Genomic DNA, 19,253 nt, shown 5'->3' on the forward strand with positions numbered 1-19,253 from the left:
GCTGCAAGCCGTATGGGTGATCTTCACAGCATCGGCAGCGCTGGTGATCATCACGTCGCGGCAAACCGCGCCTTTGGATGGCCTCTTCTGGGCAGGCGCGGCGCTCTGGGTGATCGGCTTTGCTTTCGAAGTGGTTGCAGACAGCCAAAAGCGGCAGTTCAAGAAAGACCCTGCGAATAAGGATAAGTTCATCGACACCGGGCTTTGGGCATGGTCGCAACACCCGAACTATTTTGGCGAGATTACGCTGTGGTTCGGCATTCTGGTGATGGCGATCCCGCTACTCTCGGGTTGGTCATGGTTGGCGGTCATATCGCCGATATTCGTCTACCTGCTGTTGACCCGTGTGAGCGGCATCAATCTGCTGGATGGCATTGCGAAAGAACGCTGGGGCGATGACCCCAGCTACCAAGCTTATCGAAAAAATACGCCTGTGCTGTTTCCGCGTCCGCCGAAAGGCTGAATGCGGACTGTCAGCTAACCACCTTTGGCGGACATTCGCGTTTACGGCATTCTCTCCCGGAAATACCGAGTGAAAACCCCAAATCAACTAACGCCGCCCTGCACCCCACCTCGCCCGTAAACAACCGCGCCTCGATGCCGACCGCCGCCGCACCTGCCACATTCGCCGGATTATCGTCAAAAAACACCGCCTCCTCCGCTCGCAACCCGAACCGCCCCAGCGCCAGTTCATAGATCGCGCGATCGGGTTTCATCAGGCCTTCGTCGCCCGACACCACCACGTCGCGCAACCTATCGAAGAACGCTGCATGGGCGGCGCGAAAGGGGCGCCAGAATTCGCCCGAGAAGTTGGTGATCGCGAACAGGGGCACGCCGGCATTGTGCAACTCGGCGACCAGCACTTCCATGCCGGGCACCACGCCCCTGATCGTTTCGTTGAAGCCGGGGCCGAGCGCGGCGATTAGCGCTGCATGTTCGGGGTGCTGCGCAATCAGTTCGGCGGATGTTTCCGCAAACGGCCGCCCGGCATCATGCTGAAGGTGCCATTCCATCGTCATCACATCGCGCAAAAACGCGTCGAGCGCCCGATCGTCGTCGATCAGGCGCTCATACAGGAACCGGAGGTTCCAATCGAACAGGACGTTGCCGACATCAAAAATGACAGCGGTAAGCTGAGTCATTGCGGCGGCTGAGCCTGACACGGAAGTAAATTCCGTGTCGTCGACCGGCGCTGGTGCGCCGTCGGCCGGGCGTCGGCCAATCGCGGATTAGCGTTGCTAATCCGCTGCCTCAGCCCTGGCGTGCCTTGAACCGGCGGTTGGTCTTGTTGATCACATAGGTGCGACCACGGCGACGGATCACGCGGTTATCGCGGTGACGGCCCTTGAGCGACTTCAGGCTATTGCGGATCTTCATGATCGATTCGCTTCTCGTAAATCAGGTGAGCTGGAAAGCAGCGGCGCGTATAGGCAGGGCACGCTCAAGTCAAGCAATCCGGTCTAGATGCCGCCCCATTTGCACCCCATATGCTGTGCGGGGCGTTGACGTGTGAACCAAACGGGGATGCTGGAGCCTGATATGCGACACCTGATTCATGCGGCGATCATCGCCACCGCCCTTACCGCCCCGCTGGCGCCCGCCACCGCGACCCCCGTGCGGGTGACGCGGTTTCACCTCGGCACGCCGATTACGCCAGCCCCGGTATCGATCCAGGGTGGCACGGGCAGCGACCCACAAAGCCTGGAGCAGCAGCAATTTGCGGGTGCCGTTGCCGCCGAGTTGGCACGACTGGGCTTTACCCCCGAAGCAGCCAATGCCCCGGCGCCATTGCTGGTGACGGTCACCTTCACGCGCCGCGAAGACAGCCAGACCGCGGCGCGGCCACCGATCTCGATCGGGCTGGGCGGCGGCTCCTTCGGGGGCGGCGTCGGCGGCGGCGTGGGATTGGGCTTTGGCGTGGGCAAGCGGCCGACGCGCACCATTTACACCACCGAATTGTTCGTCCAGCTGCGCCAGCGCAGTGACGGTGCGGCGATCTGGGAAGGCCGCGCGGTGATGGTGGCGAATGCCAAGGCCAAGGATGCGCAGCCAGGCGTGATGAGCGAGAAATTGGCGCGCGCGCTGTTCCGGGGGTTCCCCGGCGAATCCGGGCGCACTATCACTGTGCGATGACCATCACCATCAGCGCCGCCTTTGATGGCGGCAACATCCACGTCCTGCAGCAGGATGCCGACACCGCCGATCTGGAAATCGTGAAGGATCGCGACTCGGATTTCTACCAATGGTTCTATTTCCGCGTGGCGGGCGCGAAGGGCCGCGCGCTGACTTTGCGGATTAAGAATGCAGGCGGCTCTGCCTATCCGTTTGGGTGGCCGGGATACCGCGCCCGAGTAAGCGATGATCGTGAAAGCTGGCGTTATGCCGATGCCACCGATTATGCCGATGGCGTGCTGACGATCACCCACCAGGCGGTAGGTAACTTGATCTGGTTCGCTTATTTCGCGCCCTATACGATCGAGCGGCATAATGCGCTGATCGCCCGCTATGCCGGCATGGACGGGGTGGCGCACCGCGAGCTTGGCCAGTCGATCGACGGCCAGCCAATCGATTGCCTGACGATCGGGCATGGCCCCAAGCCGGTCTGGCTCTATGCGCGCCAGCATCCCGGTGAAACGATGGCCGAATATTGGATGGAAGGCGCGCTGGAACGGCTGACCGATCCCGCCGATCCCGTCACCGCGGCTTTGCTCGCCAAGGCGACGTTTCATCTGGTGCCCAATGCCAACCCGGACGGCTCTTCGCGCGGTCACCTGCGCACCAATGCGGTGGGCGTGAACCTGAACCGCGAATGGGCAACGCCGAGCGCGGAGAAAAGCCCGGAGGTGCTCGCGATCCGCAATGCGATGGACGCAACCGGCGTGGTGTTCGCGATGGACGTCCACGGCGACGAGGCGATCCCCGCCAATTTCATTGCGGGTTTTGAGGGCATTCCCAACTGGACCGACGCGCAGGGCGACAAATTCTACGCCTTCCGCGATGCGCTGGCTGCGCATACCCCCGATTTTCAGACCAAGCTCGGCTATCACAAGGCCGCGCCGGGCAAGGCGAACCTGACGATGTCGACTAACCAGCTCGCCAATCGCTTCGGCGCAGTGGCGATGACGCTGGAAATGCCGTTCAAGGATCATGACGAGAATCCCGATCCGATTGCAGGCTGGTCTCCCGATCGGTGCCGGAAGCTGGCGCATAGCTGCCTTGAAGTGCTGGCTGCCAAGATCGACGGGTATTAACGAAGGCAAGCTACCCGTTCGTCCCGAGCATCGTCGAGGGACGTGCCGCGCGCGCTGCGCAGGGTGTCTCGACTTCGCTCGACACGAACGGTAGGGCGCGCAAAAATCGGAGCCCATATCTAATGCCGACCCTCGTCCTGATCCGCCACGGCCAATCGGCTTGGAACCTCGAAAACCGCTTCACCGGCTGGTGGGATGTCGACGTGACCGCCAAGGGCGTCGAGGAAGCCCGCGCGGCGGGGCGGCTGATGGCCGAGAAGGGCCTGGATTTCGACCAGTGCTTCACGTCGCTGCAAACCCGCGCGATCAAGACGCTGAACCTCGCGCTGGAGGAAATGGGGCGGCTGTGGTTGCCGGTCGAGAAGGACTGGCGGCTGAACGAACGCCATTATGGCGGGCTGACCGGGCTGGACAAGGCCGAGACCGCGGCAAAGCATGGCGACGAACAGGTGAGGATCTGGCGGCGCAGCTTCGACATTCCCCCGCCGCCGCTGGAGCCGGGCAGCGCCTATGATTTATCGGGTGATCGCCGCTATGCCGGGATCACCGTGCCCGCGACTGAGAGCCTGAAGGACACGATCGCGCGCGTGCTGCCCTATTGGGAGGAACACATCGCGCCCGCTTTGAAAGACGGCCAGCGCGTGCTGATCTCCGCCCATGGCAATTCGCTCCGCGCGCTGGTGAAGCACCTGTCGGGCATTCCCGACGACGAGATCACCCATCTGGAGATCCCGACCGGCCAGCCGATCGTCTATGAACTCGACGAGGCGCTAGGCGCGATCGAGCGCTATTATCTCAGCGAGCGCTGACCCCCTTCCCCTGACGCGCGCCAATCGCTAACCCTCGCTGATGGAACCCCCAAAGACTCCGATTGTCGGCATCATCATGGGCAGCACTTCCGATTGGGAGACGATGCGCCACGCCGCCGAGATTCTGGGTGCAATGGGTGTGCCGCATGAGGCCAAGGTGGTTTCCGCACACCGCACGCCGCAGCGGCTGGTCGACTATGCCACCAGCGCCGCCGATCGCGGATTGAAGGTGATCATCGCGGGTGCGGGCGGCGCCGCGCACTTGCCCGGCATGGCCGCATCGATGACGCACCTGCCCGTGCTCGGCGTGCCGGTGCAGTCCAAGGCGCTCGACGGGATGGATAGCCTGCTATCGATCGTCCAGATGCCCGCTGGCATCCCGGTGGGCACGCTCGCGATCGGCAAGGCGGGCGCGAAGAATGCCGGACTGCTGGCGATCGCGATCCTGGCGCTGGCCGATCCGGTGCTGTCGGGCCAGCTAAAGGCCTGGCGCGCGGCACAGACCGACAGCGTGGCGATAGATCCGGCGTGATGACCCCCTCCAAAGCCGTTCGTTTCGAGCGTAGTCGAGAAACCGGCCACGAGCGGTGCGCAGGGTGTCTCGACTTCGCTCGACACGAGCGGGATGGGGAATAAGTCGATGACCCCCCTCCCCCCCGGATCGACGATCGGCATCCTTGGCGGTGGCCAGCTTGGCCGCATGCTTGCGGTGGCGGCAGCGCAGCTCGGCTATAGCACCCGCGTGCTCGCCCCTGATGAAGAGGCCGTTGCCGCGCAGACCGCGTCGAGCTTTACCCGCGCCGATTATCAGAGCCGGATCGTGCTCGACGATTTCGCCGCCGCTGCCGATGTCGTCACCTATGAGTTCGAGAATATCGCGCTCGATCCGATCACCTATCTCGCCACCCAATTGCCGGTGCATCCCGGCGCCTTGTCGCTGGCGACCGCACAGGACCGCGCGGCGGAGAAAAGCTTTGTCGGCGATCTGGGCGGGCGGACCGCGCCGTGGCGGCTCGTCACCTCGATCGAGGCGCTGCACGCGGCCGTCGCAGCGATCGGCCTGCCCGCGATCCTGAAAACGCTGCGGATGGGTTATGACGGCAAGGGCCAGGTGCGGATAACGACGCCCGATGATGTCGATAGCGCTTGGGATTCGATCGGTGGCCGCCCGGCGATTCTCGAAGGGTTCGTGGAGTTCAGCCATGAATTCTCGATCATCCTCGCGCGCGGGCAGGATGGATCGATGGTCAGCTATCCGCCGCCTTGGAACGAGCATGTCGACGGCATCCTCGCGCGCTCCTCGCTGCCCGCCCCCGTCGAGATCGCTCGGCAATGGGGCGAAGCGGCCGCGCTGACCGGAAGGATCGCCGAGCAATTGGGCCATGTTGGCGTGCTGGCGTGCGAGTTTTTCGTTGGCGCGGACGGGCCGGTGTTCAACGAAATGGCGCCGCGGGTCCACAATAGCGGCCACTGGACGATCGAAGGCGCGGTGACGAGCCAGTTCGAAAACCATATCCGCGCGATCTGCGGCCTGCCGCTTGGCGATACCGGGCTGACTGCGGAGTCGGTCGAGATGCTCAACCTGATCGGTGAAGATGCCAATGATGCCCTGACATATCTCGGCGAGCACGACGCGCATCTGCACCTTTACGGCAAAAGCGTCCGGCCCGGTCGAAAGATGGGGCATGTGACCCGGCTGGTGCGGTGATCATCTACTCAGTCTAACCCGTTTGTCCTGAGTAACCACTGAACTCTTGTCGAAGTGGCGTATCGAAGGACAGCGTTTGGTGCACGGACCCCTCGATACGCGTCTTCGACTTCGGCCCTTTGGGCCGAAGTTTATCCTGAGCGCCTGCCTTTGGCAGGCAGTCGAAGGGCTCAGCCGCTACTCAGGGCGAACGGGGTTAAGAATGGGTCTCCGAAACGACAACGGCCTGCCCTTCCCAATGGAAGGGCAGGCCGCCATCAGCATTCGCTGACGCAAAAATCAGCCGCGCGTGCCCGTCATCGGGAAGCTGCCAAAGGCGCCGGCGCCGACGGTGCCGGTGATCGTGTCGCCATCGATCGTGGCTTCGCAGGTCAGCGTCATCGGCATCGGGACCGTCATCTGCATCGTCCACTTGATGGTGTTGCCATCAACGGTGCCGTCGGTGATGTCGACCGAGCCCATCTGGCCCGAGCTGGTGCCCGTCCAGGTGTTGCCGTTGCTGTTGACGGTGACGACGGCGGCATTGTCGCCGAGCGGGGACTTCACAACAGTGTTCCAGGTACCATCGATATTGGCCATGATCGCTTCTCCTGCGTGATCGGTTATTATTTCGCGCTCGCGACGGACGCGGCGGGGATCACCTCAACCGGCAAGCCAAGGCTGTCAAGCTGCGGGCGCACCACCTTGGCATCGCCCACCACCACCCAGACGAACTTGTTCGGGTCGATTGCCTTGCGTGCCGCAGCGTCAAGCACCAGCGGGGTCATCGCGCGATATTTTTGCGTGATGGTCGCGTAGTAATCGTCAGGGCGCTTATACTGGTCGTTGAGCAGCATCGCACTGAGCACCGCACCCGCGGTTTCAAAGTTCCCGGCCAGTTCGCGAGTCGCACCGTTGATGGTCCGTTCGAACTCGGTCTGGGTGATGCCTTTTGGTCCCAGAAACTCCTTCAGATCGACCATTAGCGAGGCGATCGACTCACCCGTCTTGTCGGCCTGAACCGGCGCGCGGATGCCGTAGATCACGGCGTTTTCGTTGCGCGCAAAACCGCCCCCTGCGCCATAGGACCAATGCTTCGTCTCGCGCAGATCCATGTTGATGCGCGACAGGAAATCGCCGCCCAGCACATCATTTGCCAATTCGGCATCGAGCAGATCATCACTGCCCTTCAGCGGCGTGAGCTGCCCGCCCGCAATCAGCGATTGCGGCGAATCGGGCCGATCGACGAGCACGATGCGGGGGCTTGCCTGTACCGCGCCGACGCTGAAATCCTTCACGCCAGCCGTGCCGGTGCCCGTCCAGTCGCCGAAGCGCGCGTCGAGCATCGTCTTGACCCGCGCGAGCGGCAAATCGCTGACAACGAAGATCTTCGCCTTTTCGGGGCGCAACCAGGCCTGCTGAAACGCAACCAGATCATCCCGCGTCAGCTTGGCAACCGCCGCCGGATCGCCGCCGCCTGCCGCCGTTTTGGCATAAGGCGATGCCGGACCATAGACGAGCTTGGGCAGTACACGCCCGGCAAGGCCCTGCGGGTTGGTCAGCTCTTGCTGGATGCCGGCGAGCTGCGTGTTGCGCAGCCGCGCAACCTCATCGTCGCGGAACGCAGGATTGCGGACGACATCGGCAAACAGATCGAGCCCGCCAGCCACATTGGCGCTGGGGACAGACACGCTGAGAAAGGTGCGGTCGGCACTGGTGCCGTCACCGAAGCTGACACCCAGCCGCTCGCGTTCTTCGGCAATCGCGATCGAATCGCGCGATTTTGTGCCTTCGTCGAGCAGTGACAGGGTGAGCTGCTGCACACCCAATTTGTCGGCCGGATCAGCGGTCGCCCCGGCGTCAAAGCTGATCTGCGCCCGTGTGATCGGCACGGCATCGCGCTGGGCATAAATCAGCTCGATGCCATTGCTCAACCGTGCGCGCTGGACCTTCGGGAACACCAGATTGGCGACGGGTCCCACGGTTGGCTGGGCACCGCGTGTGCCCATCGGCGCCTGTGGCGGCGCGGCAGGGGCGGGCTTGGGCGCTGCGGCAACATCGCCGGTTGCTTCGCGCGGGCCGTTTTCAACCGATACCGCATAAACAGGGCGCGACAGCCATTTCTGCGCGGTCGCCTGAACGCTCGCCGGCGTCTGCGCGGCCAGATCTGCAAGCTGCTTCTTGAAGAACACCGGATCGTTCGAGAACAACTCACCCGACGCCAACGCCACCGCTTTGCCGCCAAAGCCACCGACTGATTCAAGGCCCGCGATACGTCGGGTGACACTGGACGTGACCGTTCGCTGGAGCTCGTCCGCCGTCGGACCAGTCTTCAGGAAATCGGCGATCACTTCATCGAGCCGCTTGTTCGCCAGCGCGACATCGACGCCGGGACGGACAACCATCACCACCTGGAACACGCCGGCCTGCGACTGGGCACCGAAGCCTGCGCTGGCCTGAACCGCCAGTTTTTCCTTTCGCACCAGCACATTGGCAAGCCGCGAGCTCGACAGGCCGCCAAGGACCGAAGCCGCTGCCGTCAAGCCGGCTGCATCGGGATCGTTCAGGCCCGGCACCGCCCAGAGCCGTGTGACGAGCGTCGCGGCAACGCGATCCTTGATCACATCGGCCTTGGGCGCATCCAGCGTTGGAATCGTCACCGTCGGCAACGCGGTTTGCGGCCCGCGCGCAATGCCGCCGAAATACTTGGTCACCAGCGCCTTGGCGGTCTTCACGTCGACGTCACCCGCCAGCACCAGCACGGCATTGTTCGGCCCATAGTGATTGCGGAACCAACCCTTCACATCATCAAGGCTGGCAGCATCAAGATCGGCCAGCGAGCCAATGACGGTGTGGCCATAAGGATGGCCTTCGGGATAGAGCCCGCCGAAAATCTTGTACTGGAGCAAGCCATAGGGTTGGTTATCGCCCTGGCGCTTTTCGTTCTGAACCACGCCGCGCTGCTCATCGAGCACGCCTTGCGTGACCGCGCCGAGCAGATAGCCCATGCGGTCGCTTTCCAGAAACAACGTCTTTTCGAGCGCGGGCGTGGGCACGGTTTCGAAATAATTGGTGCGATCAAAATTGGTCGTGCCGTTGAGATCAGTCGCGCCGACCTGCTTCAGCGGTTCAAAAAAATCGCCAGGGGCATTTTCAGACCCGTTGAACATCAGATGTTCGAACAGATGCGCAAAACCGGTGCGGCCCTTGGGCTCGAACTTCGACCCGATATTGTACCAGACGGACACCGCGACCACGGGCGCCTTGCGATCGGTATGGACCAGCACACGCAAGCCGTTGGGCAGAGCGAAGCGCTGATAAGGAATGTCGACCTTCTTGATCAGCGAGGCAACCGGTGCCGGGGCCGTCGTGGTGGCCGGAGCCTTGGCGCCCGCTGCCATCGGCGTGATGAGCGCAAACAATGCGACGCTGGAAAGCGCGAAGGACTTCGACGTCATGGGATTATCCTCGATGTGATGAGAAACTTGTCGATCTATATCATGGGATTATTGGCTGACAATCAGGGACGATAAGCCCGCTCCTGATGCTTAGCCAGTTCGGTTGGATCAAACCAGACCGGCTTGGTTTTGTGGGCCACGAACAGCGGCATTTGATCGGTATAATGCTTCGATTCAGGCCGGGTAGAGGCCGAACCGAACGGCTGGATTGAGGTTGAGTTGACCTTGCCCGCCTTGTCCCAGGCGATGAACATGATGAAACTGTCGCCATGCTTGACGACAAGCCGCCCGTCTGGTGCTTCGTCCCATGTGGAGGTGGCGCGCAGCACATCGGGGCCGCCGTCCATCGGCAGATCGACCTTCCCCTGCCGCAGCCGCAGCACGGTGCCGAGCGGCGGATCGAGCTTGCCGAAATGCTTGATCAAATAATCGGCGGCGAGTTTCAGCTCGTCGCGCGCAATGGGCCAGGGTTTGCGGGGGTAATGGATTCGGTTGCCGCTGCGCAGCAACAGCACCGCCAGCGCATCGGCGCGGCCCTTTCCGTCATAGTTCCAGTCCCATTGTCGCATGAGATCGCGCGCCTGGGTGATCAGCTTGTCGCCCTTGGGATCAACCGCCGCAATCTCGTTGAACCAGCGCGCGGCCCAACCGACCCGGCTGATCGCGGTATCATATTTGATGCGCTCCAGATCTGCCGCGCTGATCGACGCATCGGCGCCCATCAGCTCGATCGACCTTGTGCCGCGATTGGTGGTGTCGGTCTCGATTCCCAGCAGTGGGGAGAAATCGGCGGTGTCCAGCTCCGAGCCGATGCCCGCCGCCTGGAACGGCGTGTTGTTGGCATTGATGAGGAAGCCCGACGCCGGATTGATGTTGCGCGGGATATTCGCCCAGGGGACGGTGCCGCTGTCGAGATTGCGTGACGTGTCGCCCGGCAGAACATGCGTGTAATCGAAACCGGGCTTCCGCTTAAGGAAGGCGGCGTTGTAGAAATAGGCGATGTTGCCAGCCGCATCGGCATAGAGAAAATTAGTCGCCGGGACCGCCTGTTTCGACAGTGCTGCCTGCCATTCGGCAAAGTCGCGCGCCTTGTTGAGGCGATAATATTCTTCGACCATGCCGAGCTGTTCGGGCGCTGCATAATGAATGGCAAAGGCGCCCTCGTCATTCTTGATCACCGGGCCATGCACTGATCGATAGGCGGTACGCGGCACGGGAAGCACGAATGGGCCCCAGAGCTTCACGTGCAGCCACACCCGCTGCTGTTCGAGCGGCAGCCATTTGCCATCGAAGCGATATTGCGTGCCGTCATCGTTCAGGACGAGCTTGTAGATATCGATCATATCCGGCCGATTGACCGTGTTGGTCCAGCCCAGTGTCTTGTTGTGCCCCAGCAACGGATAGGGCGCACCGGGGAAGGTAGCGCCAGCAAAATCCCACCCGGCCTTTGAATGCACGACGAGCTCATACCAAGCGACCCCGCCGCGATAGGGCTGGTGGGCATTGGAGACGAGCCGGGTGAAGCCGTCCGCCGATCGCTTGGGCGCGACGACAAAGGCGTTCGATCCGTTCATATTGCCTTCGCTGGTATCGCGCGGCGCATTTTCGCCTGTGGCGGTGACCGGCGCGATGCTGGGGGAGTCAGGTTTCGGCCCGGCAGTTTCCACCGGCAGCGGCTTGTTCCCCGCCAGCGCGCCAAGCACCGCATCGAGCCCGAAGAAGAACGGCGATCGCAGCACGAACCCGGCCGCGATATCCTGGCCATTGACCGGGAACAGGTTGCGGAGCCGGACTTCGCCCGGGTGCTTTTCAGCAAAATGATTGAGCCCCGCGGCGTAAGCATCGAGCAGCGCACGCACATCGGCAGGCTGCTTCATATAATCGCGCGTTACGGTTTCGCGCGCCCGCACCAGCCGCAACGCGTAATCGACGCCTGCGCCTGCCTGCCCGTTCAGCGCGCCAAAGCGGCCGCGCGTCATCGCGATTACATCCTGCAACGTCGAGAAATCATCCTCGGCATGGGCATAGGCGATGCCATAACCGACATCGGCATCGGTGGTGCCAAAGATGTGCGGGACGCCGAACGTGTCGCGAACAATGCGAACGTCATAGGTTCTTGCGGGAGGTGGCGGGGCAGCGGTCGCCGACAACGGCTCCCAGATCGCCAGCCCGATCGCCACCACAATGACGAACACGAGCACGCCTGCGCCCAGGCGCCCTAACAACTTCCGCATCCACCACCCCAGTCTCTATTTGCAACTAGCTTAGCGGCGATGGTGGCGCGATGCGAGGGTATTTCGGGAAGCCTCCTGCGTGGCCTTGTGTTGCAGATTGGCAACACTACATCATGCCCATACCGCGTGCGGGCAAGAGACAGGGACTGGGCATGAACCTCGAAAAATTCACCGATCGCGCCAAGGGCTTTCTGCAATCGGCGCAGACCGTCGCCATCCGGATGAGCCATCAGCGGATCGGCCCGGAACATCTGCTGAAGGCGCTGCTCGAGGATGAGCAGGGGCTTGCCTCTGGCCTGATCACGGCGGCTGGCGGCACCCCCGCGGTCGCCCTGCGCGAGATCGATGCGGCCCTCGCAAAGGTACCCGCTGTGTCGGGTTCCGGCGCGCAGCAAACGCCGGGGCTTGATAACGACGCGGTAAGGATCCTTGATCAGGCCGAGCAGGTCGCGCAAAAGGCGGGCGACAGCTACGTCACCGTAGAGCGGCTGCTGGTGGCCCTCGCGCTGTCGCTGAACACCGTGGCGGGCAAGGCAATCAAGGACGCTGGCGCCACGCCCGAGGGCTTGAACAGCGCGATCAACGATCTGCGCAAGGGCCGCACCGCCGATACCGCAGGCGCCGAGGGAAGCTTCGACGCGCTGAAGAAATTCGCGCGCGACCTGACGCAAGCTGCCCGCGACGGCAAGCTCGATCCGGTAATCGGCCGGGATGAGGAAATCCGCCGCACGATCCAGATCCTCGCGCGCCGCACCAAGAACAACCCCGTGCTGATCGGCGAACCCGGCGTCGGCAAGACCGCGATCGCCGAGGGGCTGGCGATCCGCATCGCCAATGGTGACGTGCCCGATACGCTGAAGGGGCGGCGACTGATGTCACTCGATCTCGGCAGTCTGGTCGCCGGTGCCAAATATCGCGGTGAGTTCGAGGAACGGCTGAAGGGCGTGCTCGACGAAGTGCGCGGGGCCGAGGGCGATATCGTGCTGTTCATCGACGAGATGCACCAGTTGATCGGCGCGGGCAAAAGCGAGGGCGCGATGGACGCCTCCAACCTGCTCAAGCCCGCTTTGGCGCGCGGCGAGCTCCACTGCGTCGGCGCGACCACGCTTGATGAATATCGCAAGCATGTCGAAAAGGATGCGGCGTTGCAGCGCCGCTTCCAGCCGGTGTTCGTCGGCGAGCCGACCGTGCCCGACACGATCAGCATCCTGCGCGGGCTGAAGGAGAAATATGAGCTCCACCACGGCGTGCGGATCACCGATGCGGCGATCGTCGCGGCGGCGACCTTGTCGCACCGCTACATCACGGATCGTTTCCTGCCCGACAAGGCGATCGACCTGATGGACGAAGCGGCGAGCCGGATCCGCATGGAGGTGGAATCGAAGCCCGAAGAGATCGAAACGCTCGACCGGCGGATCATCCAGCTGAAGATTGAGCGCGAGGCATTGAAGCGCGAAACCGATGCGGCGTCGCGCGAGCGGCTGGCCACGCTGGAGGGCGAGCTTGCCAATCTGGAGCAGCAGTCGGCCGAACTGACGCAGCGCTGGCAGGCGGAGAAGGACAAGATTTCGGCCGAAGCGAAGCTGAAGGAGCAACTCGATGCTGCCCGGCTCGAGCTCGAACAGGCGCAGCGCAGCGGCAACCTCGCGCGCGCGGGCGAGCTGTCTTACGGCACGATCCCGCAGCTGCAGCGTCAGCTCGATGAAGCGGCGGGCGCAACCGAAGGCGCGATGCTGCGCGAGGAGGTGACCGCAGACGATATCGCCGGCGTCGTCAGCCGCTGGACCGGCATTCCGGTCGACCGGATGATGGAAGGCGAGCGCGCCAAATTGCTCCAGATGGAGGACGCGCTGGGCAAGCGCGTGATCGGCCAGGCCGAGGCGGTACGCGCGGTTTCCACCGCGGTGCGCCGCGCGCGCGCCGGATTGCAGGACCCCAATCGACCGCTCGGCAGCTTCCTGTTCCTCGGGCCAACCGGCGTCGGCAAAACCGAGCTGACCAAGGCGCTCGCCGAATTCCTGTTCGACGATCCGTCCGCCATGGTGAGGATCGACATGAGCGAGTTCATGGAAAAGCACGCGGTCGCGCGGCTGATCGGCGCGCCTCCAGGTTATGTCGGTTATGAGGAAGGCGGCGTGCTGACCGAGGCCGTCCGCCGTCGCCCCTATCAGGTTATCCTGTTCGACGAGGTCGAAAAGGCGCACGGTGATGTCTTCAACATCCTGCTCCAGGTGCTTGATGACGGCAGGTTGACCGATGGGCAGGGCCGGACGGTCGATTTCACCAACACGATCATCGTGCTGACGTCGAACCTGGGCAGCCAGTATCTGACCGCGCTGGCAGACGGCGAACCCGCAGCCTCGGTCGAGCCGCAGGTGATGGAGATTGTGCGCGGGCATTTCCGCCCCGAATTCCTCAACCGTCTCGACGAGATCGTGCTGTTCCACCGGCTGGGGCAGAGCGAGATGGCACCGATCGTCGACATCCAGGTGGAGCGGGTGCGCAAGCTGCTGGCGGAGCGCAAGGTGACGATCACCCTGAGCGATGGGGCACGCAGTTGGCTGGGCCGGGTGGGCTATGATCCCGTGTACGGGGCGCGGCCGCTGAAGCGCGCAGTGCAGCGCTATCTGCAGGACCCGCTCGCCGACCTGATCCTGCGCGGCGACGTGAAGGACGGCGCGGCGATCAGTGTGAACGAAGGCGACGGCGCGCTGGGGTTGACGATCACCTGACGCCGGTGATCAGCACCCCGCACCGCGCACGCAGGGGGCGGATTGGGCACGTTCGACGGCCTGGCGATCCGCCGCCCGGCGTTCGGCCCATTGCGCCCGCGTCATGCAGGTACGGTGCCTGACGAGGCGGCTGCCGAGTTCAGGCTCGCTGACACAAATGGTCTCGTTCGGGTCGAGCGTCTTTTTGGGCTTGGCCATGGTGGTGGTTTCGGGATCGCCCGGACTCGCCATGGCGACCGGTGCAATGGCGATGCCGAATGACACGAACAATGCCATGATATGTCGAGCACGGTGCATATAAGGTTCCTTCAGCAGCGTTGAGGCTTGCCCCGATTACGCTGAGAATGCGCCATAACCAGCCCCTCGCCAAGGCCATGCATTACGGCCGGTCGCTGCGCGGCTATACCGGCGGCGCGACATCGAAGGCGATCGTCAGCCGATCCCCTTGCGCAAAGGGGCGCGTGCCATGCCACAACCATGAGGGAAACAGCACCAGCTGCCCCGGGCGCGGCTCGATCAGCTGGAGCGGCGGCTGATCGATGCCGATCGCTGCCTGGGGTTCGCCGATTGTCAGCCATCCGGCATGCGGATCGGGATCGTCCGATCGATCGGGCAGCGCGACATAAAGCGCCGAGCTCATCCACCCTTGCGGATGGAGATGATTGGCGTGATGCCCCCCGCCCCGCAACCATACCGACCAGCTGCCGGCAAAACGCACCGGTCGATCGCGGCGTAGCGCCAGCATCGGGTGCGCCGGATCAATCGCGGGCAGGCCGGCGACATAGCTCTCGACCGCAGTCGTAATCGATTGCCGTACAGCCTGGATGATCGGATCGACCCGGTTGAGCAGGGGCCCGTCGGTCTGGGTGCCGCCCCGCACTGACTGATCAAGGTAACTTCCCTGCGCACGGTGCAGGCCGCGCAGCACATCAGCGAGCTGATCGAGCGGTGGCAAGGTCGGCGCAAGGTCGATGATCTTCACCAACGCTGATGGGGCAAGCCAATCGACGCGGGGATCGCCCGCCAGCCGCCAGGCGATGAGTGCGTAAGGCCAGATGGCATCACGATCCGGGCCCGCGAGTGCATTTTCGATCAGGGCCAATGCAGCGGTGAGCCGCCCCTGACGCAGCAAATGCCTGATACGCCACACCGTCAATGGGGACGAGGTGGCGGCCAGTAAGGAATCGGCTCGCGCGATCTGCCCAAGTTCAGCGGCGGCAATTGCCGCGTAATCATGGGTTTCCCTGGCTGCCACCCCAGCGGCGCGCGCGCGATCGACCGCGTCAGCCAAGGCAGCATAGTTTTCCGCACTGACATACAGATCGAACAGCCCCTGCCACAGCATCGGCTCCCCGGGATGCGCTGACAGCGCCCGCTCGAACGAGGCGGCCGCCTGATCTGCCCGGCCGATCAGGGCGCGCAATTGGGAGAGGTGGAGATGCCCCTGCACCCATAAAGGCGATTGGACGAGCACTGCATCAAGCAACGCCTCTGCCTTGGCACCCTCCCCCGCCGCCAAAAGTGCGGCCGCAAAACCGGCGAGCACCTCGCCATTCGCCGGATCGAGCCTTCGTGCCCGATCGAACAGCGCAACCGCGTCGAATCCGGCATCAAGCGTAACGCGTGCATGGCCGTGTGCGATGCTCGGATCGTTCGGTGCGAGCCGTGCCGCCTGCGTGAAGGAGATAACCGCCAGATCAAGCGACTCTATTGCGCGTTCGAGCAGGCCCGCCCATTGCCACAAACGGGCGTCGTTGCTGCGCGCTGCCGCAGCGCGCAGCCATGGCAGTGCCCGTTCTTCCTCACCCGTCGCGAGTACCATCCGAGCCAGATTGCCAAGCGCCTCGGCATTGAGCCCACCCTGCGCCGCCTGCTCCAGCGCCGCGTCGATCGTCACAGGCCAGCGGCTCCGCCGGGCAAGTCGGCAGCAATCAGTGCAGCGACGGCATCGCGCTCGACCGCGCTCAGATCGGGGTGCCAGACATCGAAGATGAACACGATCCGCAGCTGATCACTTGGATTGAGCGCTTCATGTTCGATCGTGTCATCGAACACAAACGCCTCGCCGCGCTGCCAGAATCGCGTTTCGGCGCCGACCCGGAACCAGCATCCGTCCGGTACGACCAGCGGCAAATGGCACACCAGCCGGGCATTGTTGACCCCGACATGCGGGGGGATCGCGGTGCCGGGGGCAAGCAGCGAGAACATCGCATTCTGGCACGCCCCGGTAATGATCGGCTGCGGCACCCGTTCGAGCAATGCCATCGTCTGCGGACAATGATCAGCATTGGCGGCGATCCGGCGGCCATTCTGCCATAAATGGATCGCGGTCCAATCGGGATTGCGATTGAGCGGCCGCCACTGATCGAGCGGCAGATGATCAGCATATTGGATATAGGGTACGAGCTCGGCGCGTTCGGCCGCCATCACCGCCTGCATTTCCGCAGCAATCACGTCAGTTGCTGCTTCGAGTTCGGCAAGCCAGGGAAAATATCGACGCGGATGGAATTCGCGTTCGGCGATTTCGGGATAAAAGAAATGGGTCGGCTCGCTGTGGTACGGGCGAGTGCGGCGCAGCGTGTTGTTGCGGAACCGCGCAATGCGGTGGCGTTCGTCATCGTCGCTGCGAACTTCGCTGGCGGCGGTCGCTGCTTTCAGTCGATCCTCGCGTTCATCCAGCCAGGCGGCGTGCCGCGCCTCGCCCTGGGCGATGACGGTAGCGAATTGTTCGGGGAGATCGCCCGCTGGTCGCTGCGCCAGTGCATGGCCCCAGGCTTCGCCTGCACGCGGGTCTTCGAGCCGATCGAGCAGGGTCGCACGCATTACCAGCGCGGTAAAATCAAGCGGGGCGAGCGCCAGCGCACGGTGCACCGCCTCGAGCGCGATACGGGGTTGGCCAGCGGCGCGGCTCACCCCCGCCAACCGCAACTGAATCGCGGGATCATCGGGGGCCGCATCGGCTGCTTGCCGCAGCAATGCCTGGGCCTGCGCCAAATCGCGCGCCGCCAACGCCCGGTCAGCAGCCGCCACCAGCGCCGCCGCTCCGTCACTCACAGCGTATAGCCGAAGCGATCGACCCAGGGCTGCAGGATCGGGAGCACCGGTTCCAGATGCTGGCGATACCGTTCCCACCGCCCCGCCGCGCGCTTGTAAATCGGCTCGGTCACCTGGGCATAGCTGGCGGTGGTGATCATCCCGCGCGTCCGGGCGGTCTGCTGATGATCAAGTGCCTCGTCGCGCCAGTCGAGCCCCAAAAACGAGAACAGCGGCCGAACCTCTGTTTCAACATTGTCGATGAGCCGTTCATAGACGATCATGTGCTGATCCACCGGCAGTAATTCGGTTGATCGCGCCCACAGCCGGAACGTCAGGTCGTAAAAAGCAGCCGCATCCTCAAGCCGCAGAAAATTCGACATCGCGGCATTCAGGCGGAAGTTGCTCATATAGCAGCTGAGCAGCACGTCGCAGGGATGGCGCATCGCCAGGATGAACTTCGCATCCGGGAACAGGCGACGGATCAGCGGCACTTTGTGGAGGAACAGCGGCGACTTATCGACAAGCGTCTGGTGCGCCGCCAGCGGCGCGATCTTGGCGACCTCCTCATAATATTGCGCGCGCAGGCGGACGATATCGGCATCGTTCAACCCCGGCAGCGCGGCCATCCCGCCCAGCGTCTGATCGACCAGATTGAGCGGCGGCTCTTCTTCAAGCACGACCACATCGGGGTGCCCCATCAGGATCGTATCGAGCAGCGTTGTGCCCGATCGAGGAAAGCCAACCAGAAACACCGGATCGGGCCGCTCCGGCGCGGGACGAGCCGATGTCCAGCCGCCAAGCCAGGCGGGGGAAAGCAATGCCAGTTCCGCTTCGAGCGTTTCGCGTAGTGTGGCAGCGCGCGCGAGGGGATCGCTCGGGTGCGCCTGATGCAAGCGTGCCGTTTCAGCGAACCAGTGAAACGCCTCATCGGTTTGCCCCAGCCGATCGAGCAAGGTCGCACGAATATGCGCCGTGCGTTCAGGCTCGACGCTGGACGGCACCTTTTCCAGGCTTTCGAGCGCCGCCTCAAAATCCTTAGCGCGACGCTGATCAAGCGCGCGGATGAAGGATAGCACGCCCGGATCGACGCCGTTCGCCTCAGCCAGCGCGGTCAATGGCGCGAACTCATCTTCACGATTGGTGTGTTCATATTGCACCGCCAGACCGAGATAGGCATCGGCGAGCTGGGGATCGCTGGCAATCGCCTGCCGAAACGCGGTTTCGGCATCGGCAGTGCGCATCACCAGCCCGCATTCGACCGCAAATTTGAATTGCAGGCTCGCATTGCGGGGATCGCGCCGAACCGCTTCCTCGATCACCGGCAGTGCCTGATCGTGGAGCCCCTCGGCTTTGAACTGAACATAAAGCTCATGCAACGGGCGAGCATCGCCGGGGAAATCGGCGGCGGCCTCGCGCAGCACGGCTTCCGATTCACGAAAGCGGTCGGCCGCTCGCAGCGCGGCGGCAAGGTTCAGGCGGGTCGGGGCGGCACGGCGATCAAGCGCGACGGCTTTTTCGAGTGCGGCGATGCTGCCTCGTCCATCGCCCTGCGCGGTTCGGGCGTTGCCCAGATTGTTCCAGCTTTCGAAATCATCGGGCGCGCGGTCAACGACATGGGCGTAGGCAATCGCCGCCTCATCAAAGCGCTCGAGCGATTGCGCCAGAAATCCGCGATACCGGGCAATGCGCAGCGATGGATCGGCCATGGCCAGCGGCTGGGTCGCGATGGCGAACGCGCCGGATAAATCGCCGAGATCGATCAGCGCGGCAATCAGATTACAGGCGATCGTTGCATCGTCAGGCCGGCCGCCATGCGCCGCCCGCAAATGCCGGACCGCGCCAGCCAGATCGCCCGCGCGCGCCACGATCATCCCCAAAAACGCATTGAGTGCGACGATATCGCCACCTGCGATCAGTCCGCGCTCGGCAAGTGACCGTGCGCCGACCAAATCGCCAGCGCGTGCGGCACTCATTGCCTGTTGGAGAACGGCTGCAGTTTGTGCGTCGAACATCGTCTGACTTGTCATCTGGGGGTTATGCGGCGCG

At 63.5% G+C, this 19,253-nt stretch carries 16 protein-coding genes; 7 read left to right on the forward strand and 9 right to left on the reverse strand.

The genetic code is table 11. The features are described 5' to 3' along the window. Positions 1-463: DUF1295 domain-containing protein (locus B7Y49_RS01575; RefSeq protein ID WP_374125809.1), on the forward strand; the 463-nt coding region annotated here is incomplete at its 5' end. 10 nt (positions 464-473) lie between these two features. Here B7Y49_RS01575 and B7Y49_RS01580 read toward each other — a convergent pair. Together B7Y49_RS01580 and ykgO are read right to left on the reverse strand one after the other, a co-directional pair. Then, positions 474-1,142 carry an HAD family hydrolase gene (locus B7Y49_RS01580; protein WP_374125810.1) on the reverse strand — a complete coding sequence of 223 codons (669 nt, stop codon included), beginning with the start codon at positions 1,140-1,142 and terminating at the stop codon, positions 474-476. A gap of 109 nt (positions 1,143-1,251) precedes the next feature. Beyond that, positions 1,252-1,377: a type B 50S ribosomal protein L36 gene (ykgO, locus tag B7Y49_RS01585; protein ID WP_004210176.1), complete on the reverse strand. Its 126-nt coding sequence runs from the start codon at positions 1,375-1,377 to the stop codon at positions 1,252-1,254. Between the two features lie 162 nt (positions 1,378-1,539). Between ykgO and B7Y49_RS01590 the strand changes: the two genes are divergently transcribed. The 5 genes from B7Y49_RS01590 (at position 1,540) to B7Y49_RS01610 (ending at position 5,768) form a co-directional block, all read left to right on the forward strand. After that, on the forward strand, positions 1,540-2,133 hold the full coding sequence (locus B7Y49_RS01590) for a DUF4136 domain-containing protein (RefSeq protein WP_374125811.1): 594 nt from the start codon (positions 1,540-1,542) through the stop codon (positions 2,131-2,133). After that, a complete protein-coding gene (locus tag B7Y49_RS01595; protein WP_374125812.1) occupies positions 2,130-3,251 on the forward strand; it encodes a M14-type cytosolic carboxypeptidase in 1,122 nt (373 codons plus the stop codon). Before B7Y49_RS01590 ends, B7Y49_RS01595 begins: the two co-directional genes overlap by 4 nt. A gap of 122 nt (positions 3,252-3,373) precedes the next feature. Continuing rightward, positions 3,374-4,060, forward strand: a complete 687-nt coding sequence (gene gpmA / locus B7Y49_RS01600) for a 2,3-diphosphoglycerate-dependent phosphoglycerate mutase (protein ID WP_374125813.1) — start codon at positions 3,374-3,376, stop codon at positions 4,058-4,060. Positions 4,061-4,100: 40 nt separating this feature from the next. After that, positions 4,101-4,592 carry a 5-(carboxyamino)imidazole ribonucleotide mutase gene (gene purE, locus B7Y49_RS01605; RefSeq protein ID WP_374125814.1) on the forward strand — a complete coding sequence of 164 codons (492 nt, stop codon included), beginning with the start codon at positions 4,101-4,103 and terminating at the stop codon, positions 4,590-4,592. A gap of 108 nt (positions 4,593-4,700) precedes the next feature. Further along, complete coding sequence (locus B7Y49_RS01610; protein WP_374125815.1) at positions 4,701-5,768, forward strand: 5-(carboxyamino)imidazole ribonucleotide synthase; 1,068 nt, start codon at positions 4,701-4,703, stop codon at positions 5,766-5,768. A 279-nt stretch (positions 5,769-6,047) separates the two neighbouring features. Here the strand turns inward: B7Y49_RS01610 and B7Y49_RS01615 are convergent, their stop codons facing one another. The 3 genes from B7Y49_RS01615 to B7Y49_RS01625 form a co-directional block, all read right to left on the reverse strand. Then, the gene (locus tag B7Y49_RS01615; RefSeq protein WP_374125816.1) at positions 6,048-6,347 is read right to left on the reverse strand and encodes a hypothetical protein; all 300 of its coding nucleotides are present in this window, start codon (positions 6,345-6,347) and stop codon (positions 6,048-6,050) included. 26 nt (positions 6,348-6,373) lie between these two features. Next, positions 6,374-9,205 carry a pitrilysin family protein gene (locus tag B7Y49_RS01620; protein ID WP_374125817.1) on the reverse strand — a complete coding sequence of 944 codons (2,832 nt, stop codon included), beginning with the start codon at positions 9,203-9,205 and terminating at the stop codon, positions 6,374-6,376. Positions 9,206-9,267: 62 nt separating this feature from the next. After that, positions 9,268-11,439 (reverse strand): penicillin acylase family protein, encoded by a 2,172-nt coding sequence (locus B7Y49_RS01625; RefSeq protein WP_374125818.1) that lies wholly within the window; start codon positions 11,437-11,439, stop codon positions 9,268-9,270. Positions 11,440-11,591: 152 nt separating this feature from the next. Between B7Y49_RS01625 and clpB the strand changes: the two genes are divergently transcribed. Beyond that, positions 11,592-14,171: an ATP-dependent Clp protease ATP-binding subunit gene (clpB, locus tag B7Y49_RS01630; protein ID WP_374125819.1), complete on the forward strand. Its 2,580-nt coding sequence runs from the start codon at positions 11,592-11,594 to the stop codon at positions 14,169-14,171. A 9-nt stretch (positions 14,172-14,180) separates the two neighbouring features. Here clpB and B7Y49_RS01635 read toward each other — a convergent pair whose 3' ends face one another. From B7Y49_RS01635 to B7Y49_RS01650, 4 genes are all read right to left on the reverse strand, one after another. Further along, a complete protein-coding gene (locus tag B7Y49_RS01635; RefSeq protein ID WP_374125820.1) occupies positions 14,181-14,468 on the reverse strand; it encodes a hypothetical protein in 288 nt (95 codons plus the stop codon). Positions 14,469-14,571: 103 nt separating this feature from the next. Continuing rightward, positions 14,572-16,068: a putative 2OG-Fe(II) oxygenase gene (locus tag B7Y49_RS01640; RefSeq protein ID WP_374125821.1), complete on the reverse strand. Its 1,497-nt coding sequence runs from the start codon at positions 16,066-16,068 to the stop codon at positions 14,572-14,574. Beyond that, the gene (locus B7Y49_RS01645) at positions 16,065-17,225 is read right to left on the reverse strand and encodes an aspartyl/asparaginyl beta-hydroxylase domain-containing protein (protein ID WP_374125822.1); all 1,161 of its coding nucleotides are present in this window, start codon (positions 17,223-17,225) and stop codon (positions 16,065-16,067) included. Before B7Y49_RS01645 ends, B7Y49_RS01640 begins: the two co-directional genes overlap by 4 nt. Continuing rightward, entirely contained in the window at positions 17,222-19,234 is a 2,013-nt protein-coding gene (locus B7Y49_RS01650) for a tetratricopeptide repeat-containing sulfotransferase family protein (protein ID WP_374125823.1), read from the reverse strand. Before B7Y49_RS01650 ends, B7Y49_RS01645 begins: the two co-directional genes overlap by 4 nt. Between the last annotated feature and the right edge of the window lie 19 nt (positions 19,235-19,253).

Origin of the sequence: Sphingomonas sp. 28-62-11 (assembly GCF_002278865.1) — a bacterium.
In the GTDB taxonomy this organism is placed as follows: domain Bacteria; phylum Pseudomonadota; class Alphaproteobacteria; order Sphingomonadales; family Sphingomonadaceae; genus Sphingomonas.

Coding starts and splice junctions, on each gene's coding strand:
- B7Y49_RS01650 (WP_374125823.1), bottom strand. CDS start 19,234: ATGACAAGTCAGACGATGTTCGACGCACAAACTGCAGCCGTTCTCCAA.
- B7Y49_RS01620 (WP_374125817.1), bottom strand. CDS start 9,205: ATGACGTCGAAGTCCTTCGCGCTTTCCAGCGTCGCATTGTTTGCGCTC.
- B7Y49_RS01615 (WP_374125816.1), bottom strand. CDS start 6,347: ATGGCCAATATCGATGGTACCTGGAACACTGTTGTGAAGTCCCCGCTC.
- clpB (WP_374125819.1), top strand. CDS start 11,592: ATGAACCTCGAAAAATTCACCGATCGCGCCAAGGGCTTTCTGCAATCG.
- B7Y49_RS01610 (WP_374125815.1), top strand. CDS start 4,701: ATGACCCCCCTCCCCCCCGGATCGACGATCGGCATCCTTGGCGGTGGC.
- B7Y49_RS01595 (WP_374125812.1), top strand. CDS start 2,130: ATGACCATCACCATCAGCGCCGCCTTTGATGGCGGCAACATCCACGTC.
- B7Y49_RS01635 (WP_374125820.1), bottom strand. CDS start 14,468: ATGCACCGTGCTCGACATATCATGGCATTGTTCGTGTCATTCGGCATC.
- B7Y49_RS01580 (WP_374125810.1), bottom strand. CDS start 1,142: ATGACTCAGCTTACCGCTGTCATTTTTGATGTCGGCAACGTCCTGTTC.
- B7Y49_RS01625 (WP_374125818.1), bottom strand. CDS start 11,439: ATGCGGAAGTTGTTAGGGCGCCTGGGCGCAGGCGTGCTCGTGTTCGTC.
- B7Y49_RS01590 (WP_374125811.1), top strand. CDS start 1,540: ATGCGACACCTGATTCATGCGGCGATCATCGCCACCGCCCTTACCGCC.
- gpmA (WP_374125813.1), top strand. CDS start 3,374: ATGCCGACCCTCGTCCTGATCCGCCACGGCCAATCGGCTTGGAACCTC.
- purE (WP_374125814.1), top strand. CDS start 4,101: ATGGAACCCCCAAAGACTCCGATTGTCGGCATCATCATGGGCAGCACT.
- ykgO (WP_004210176.1), bottom strand. CDS start 1,377: ATGAAGATCCGCAATAGCCTGAAGTCGCTCAAGGGCCGTCACCGCGAT.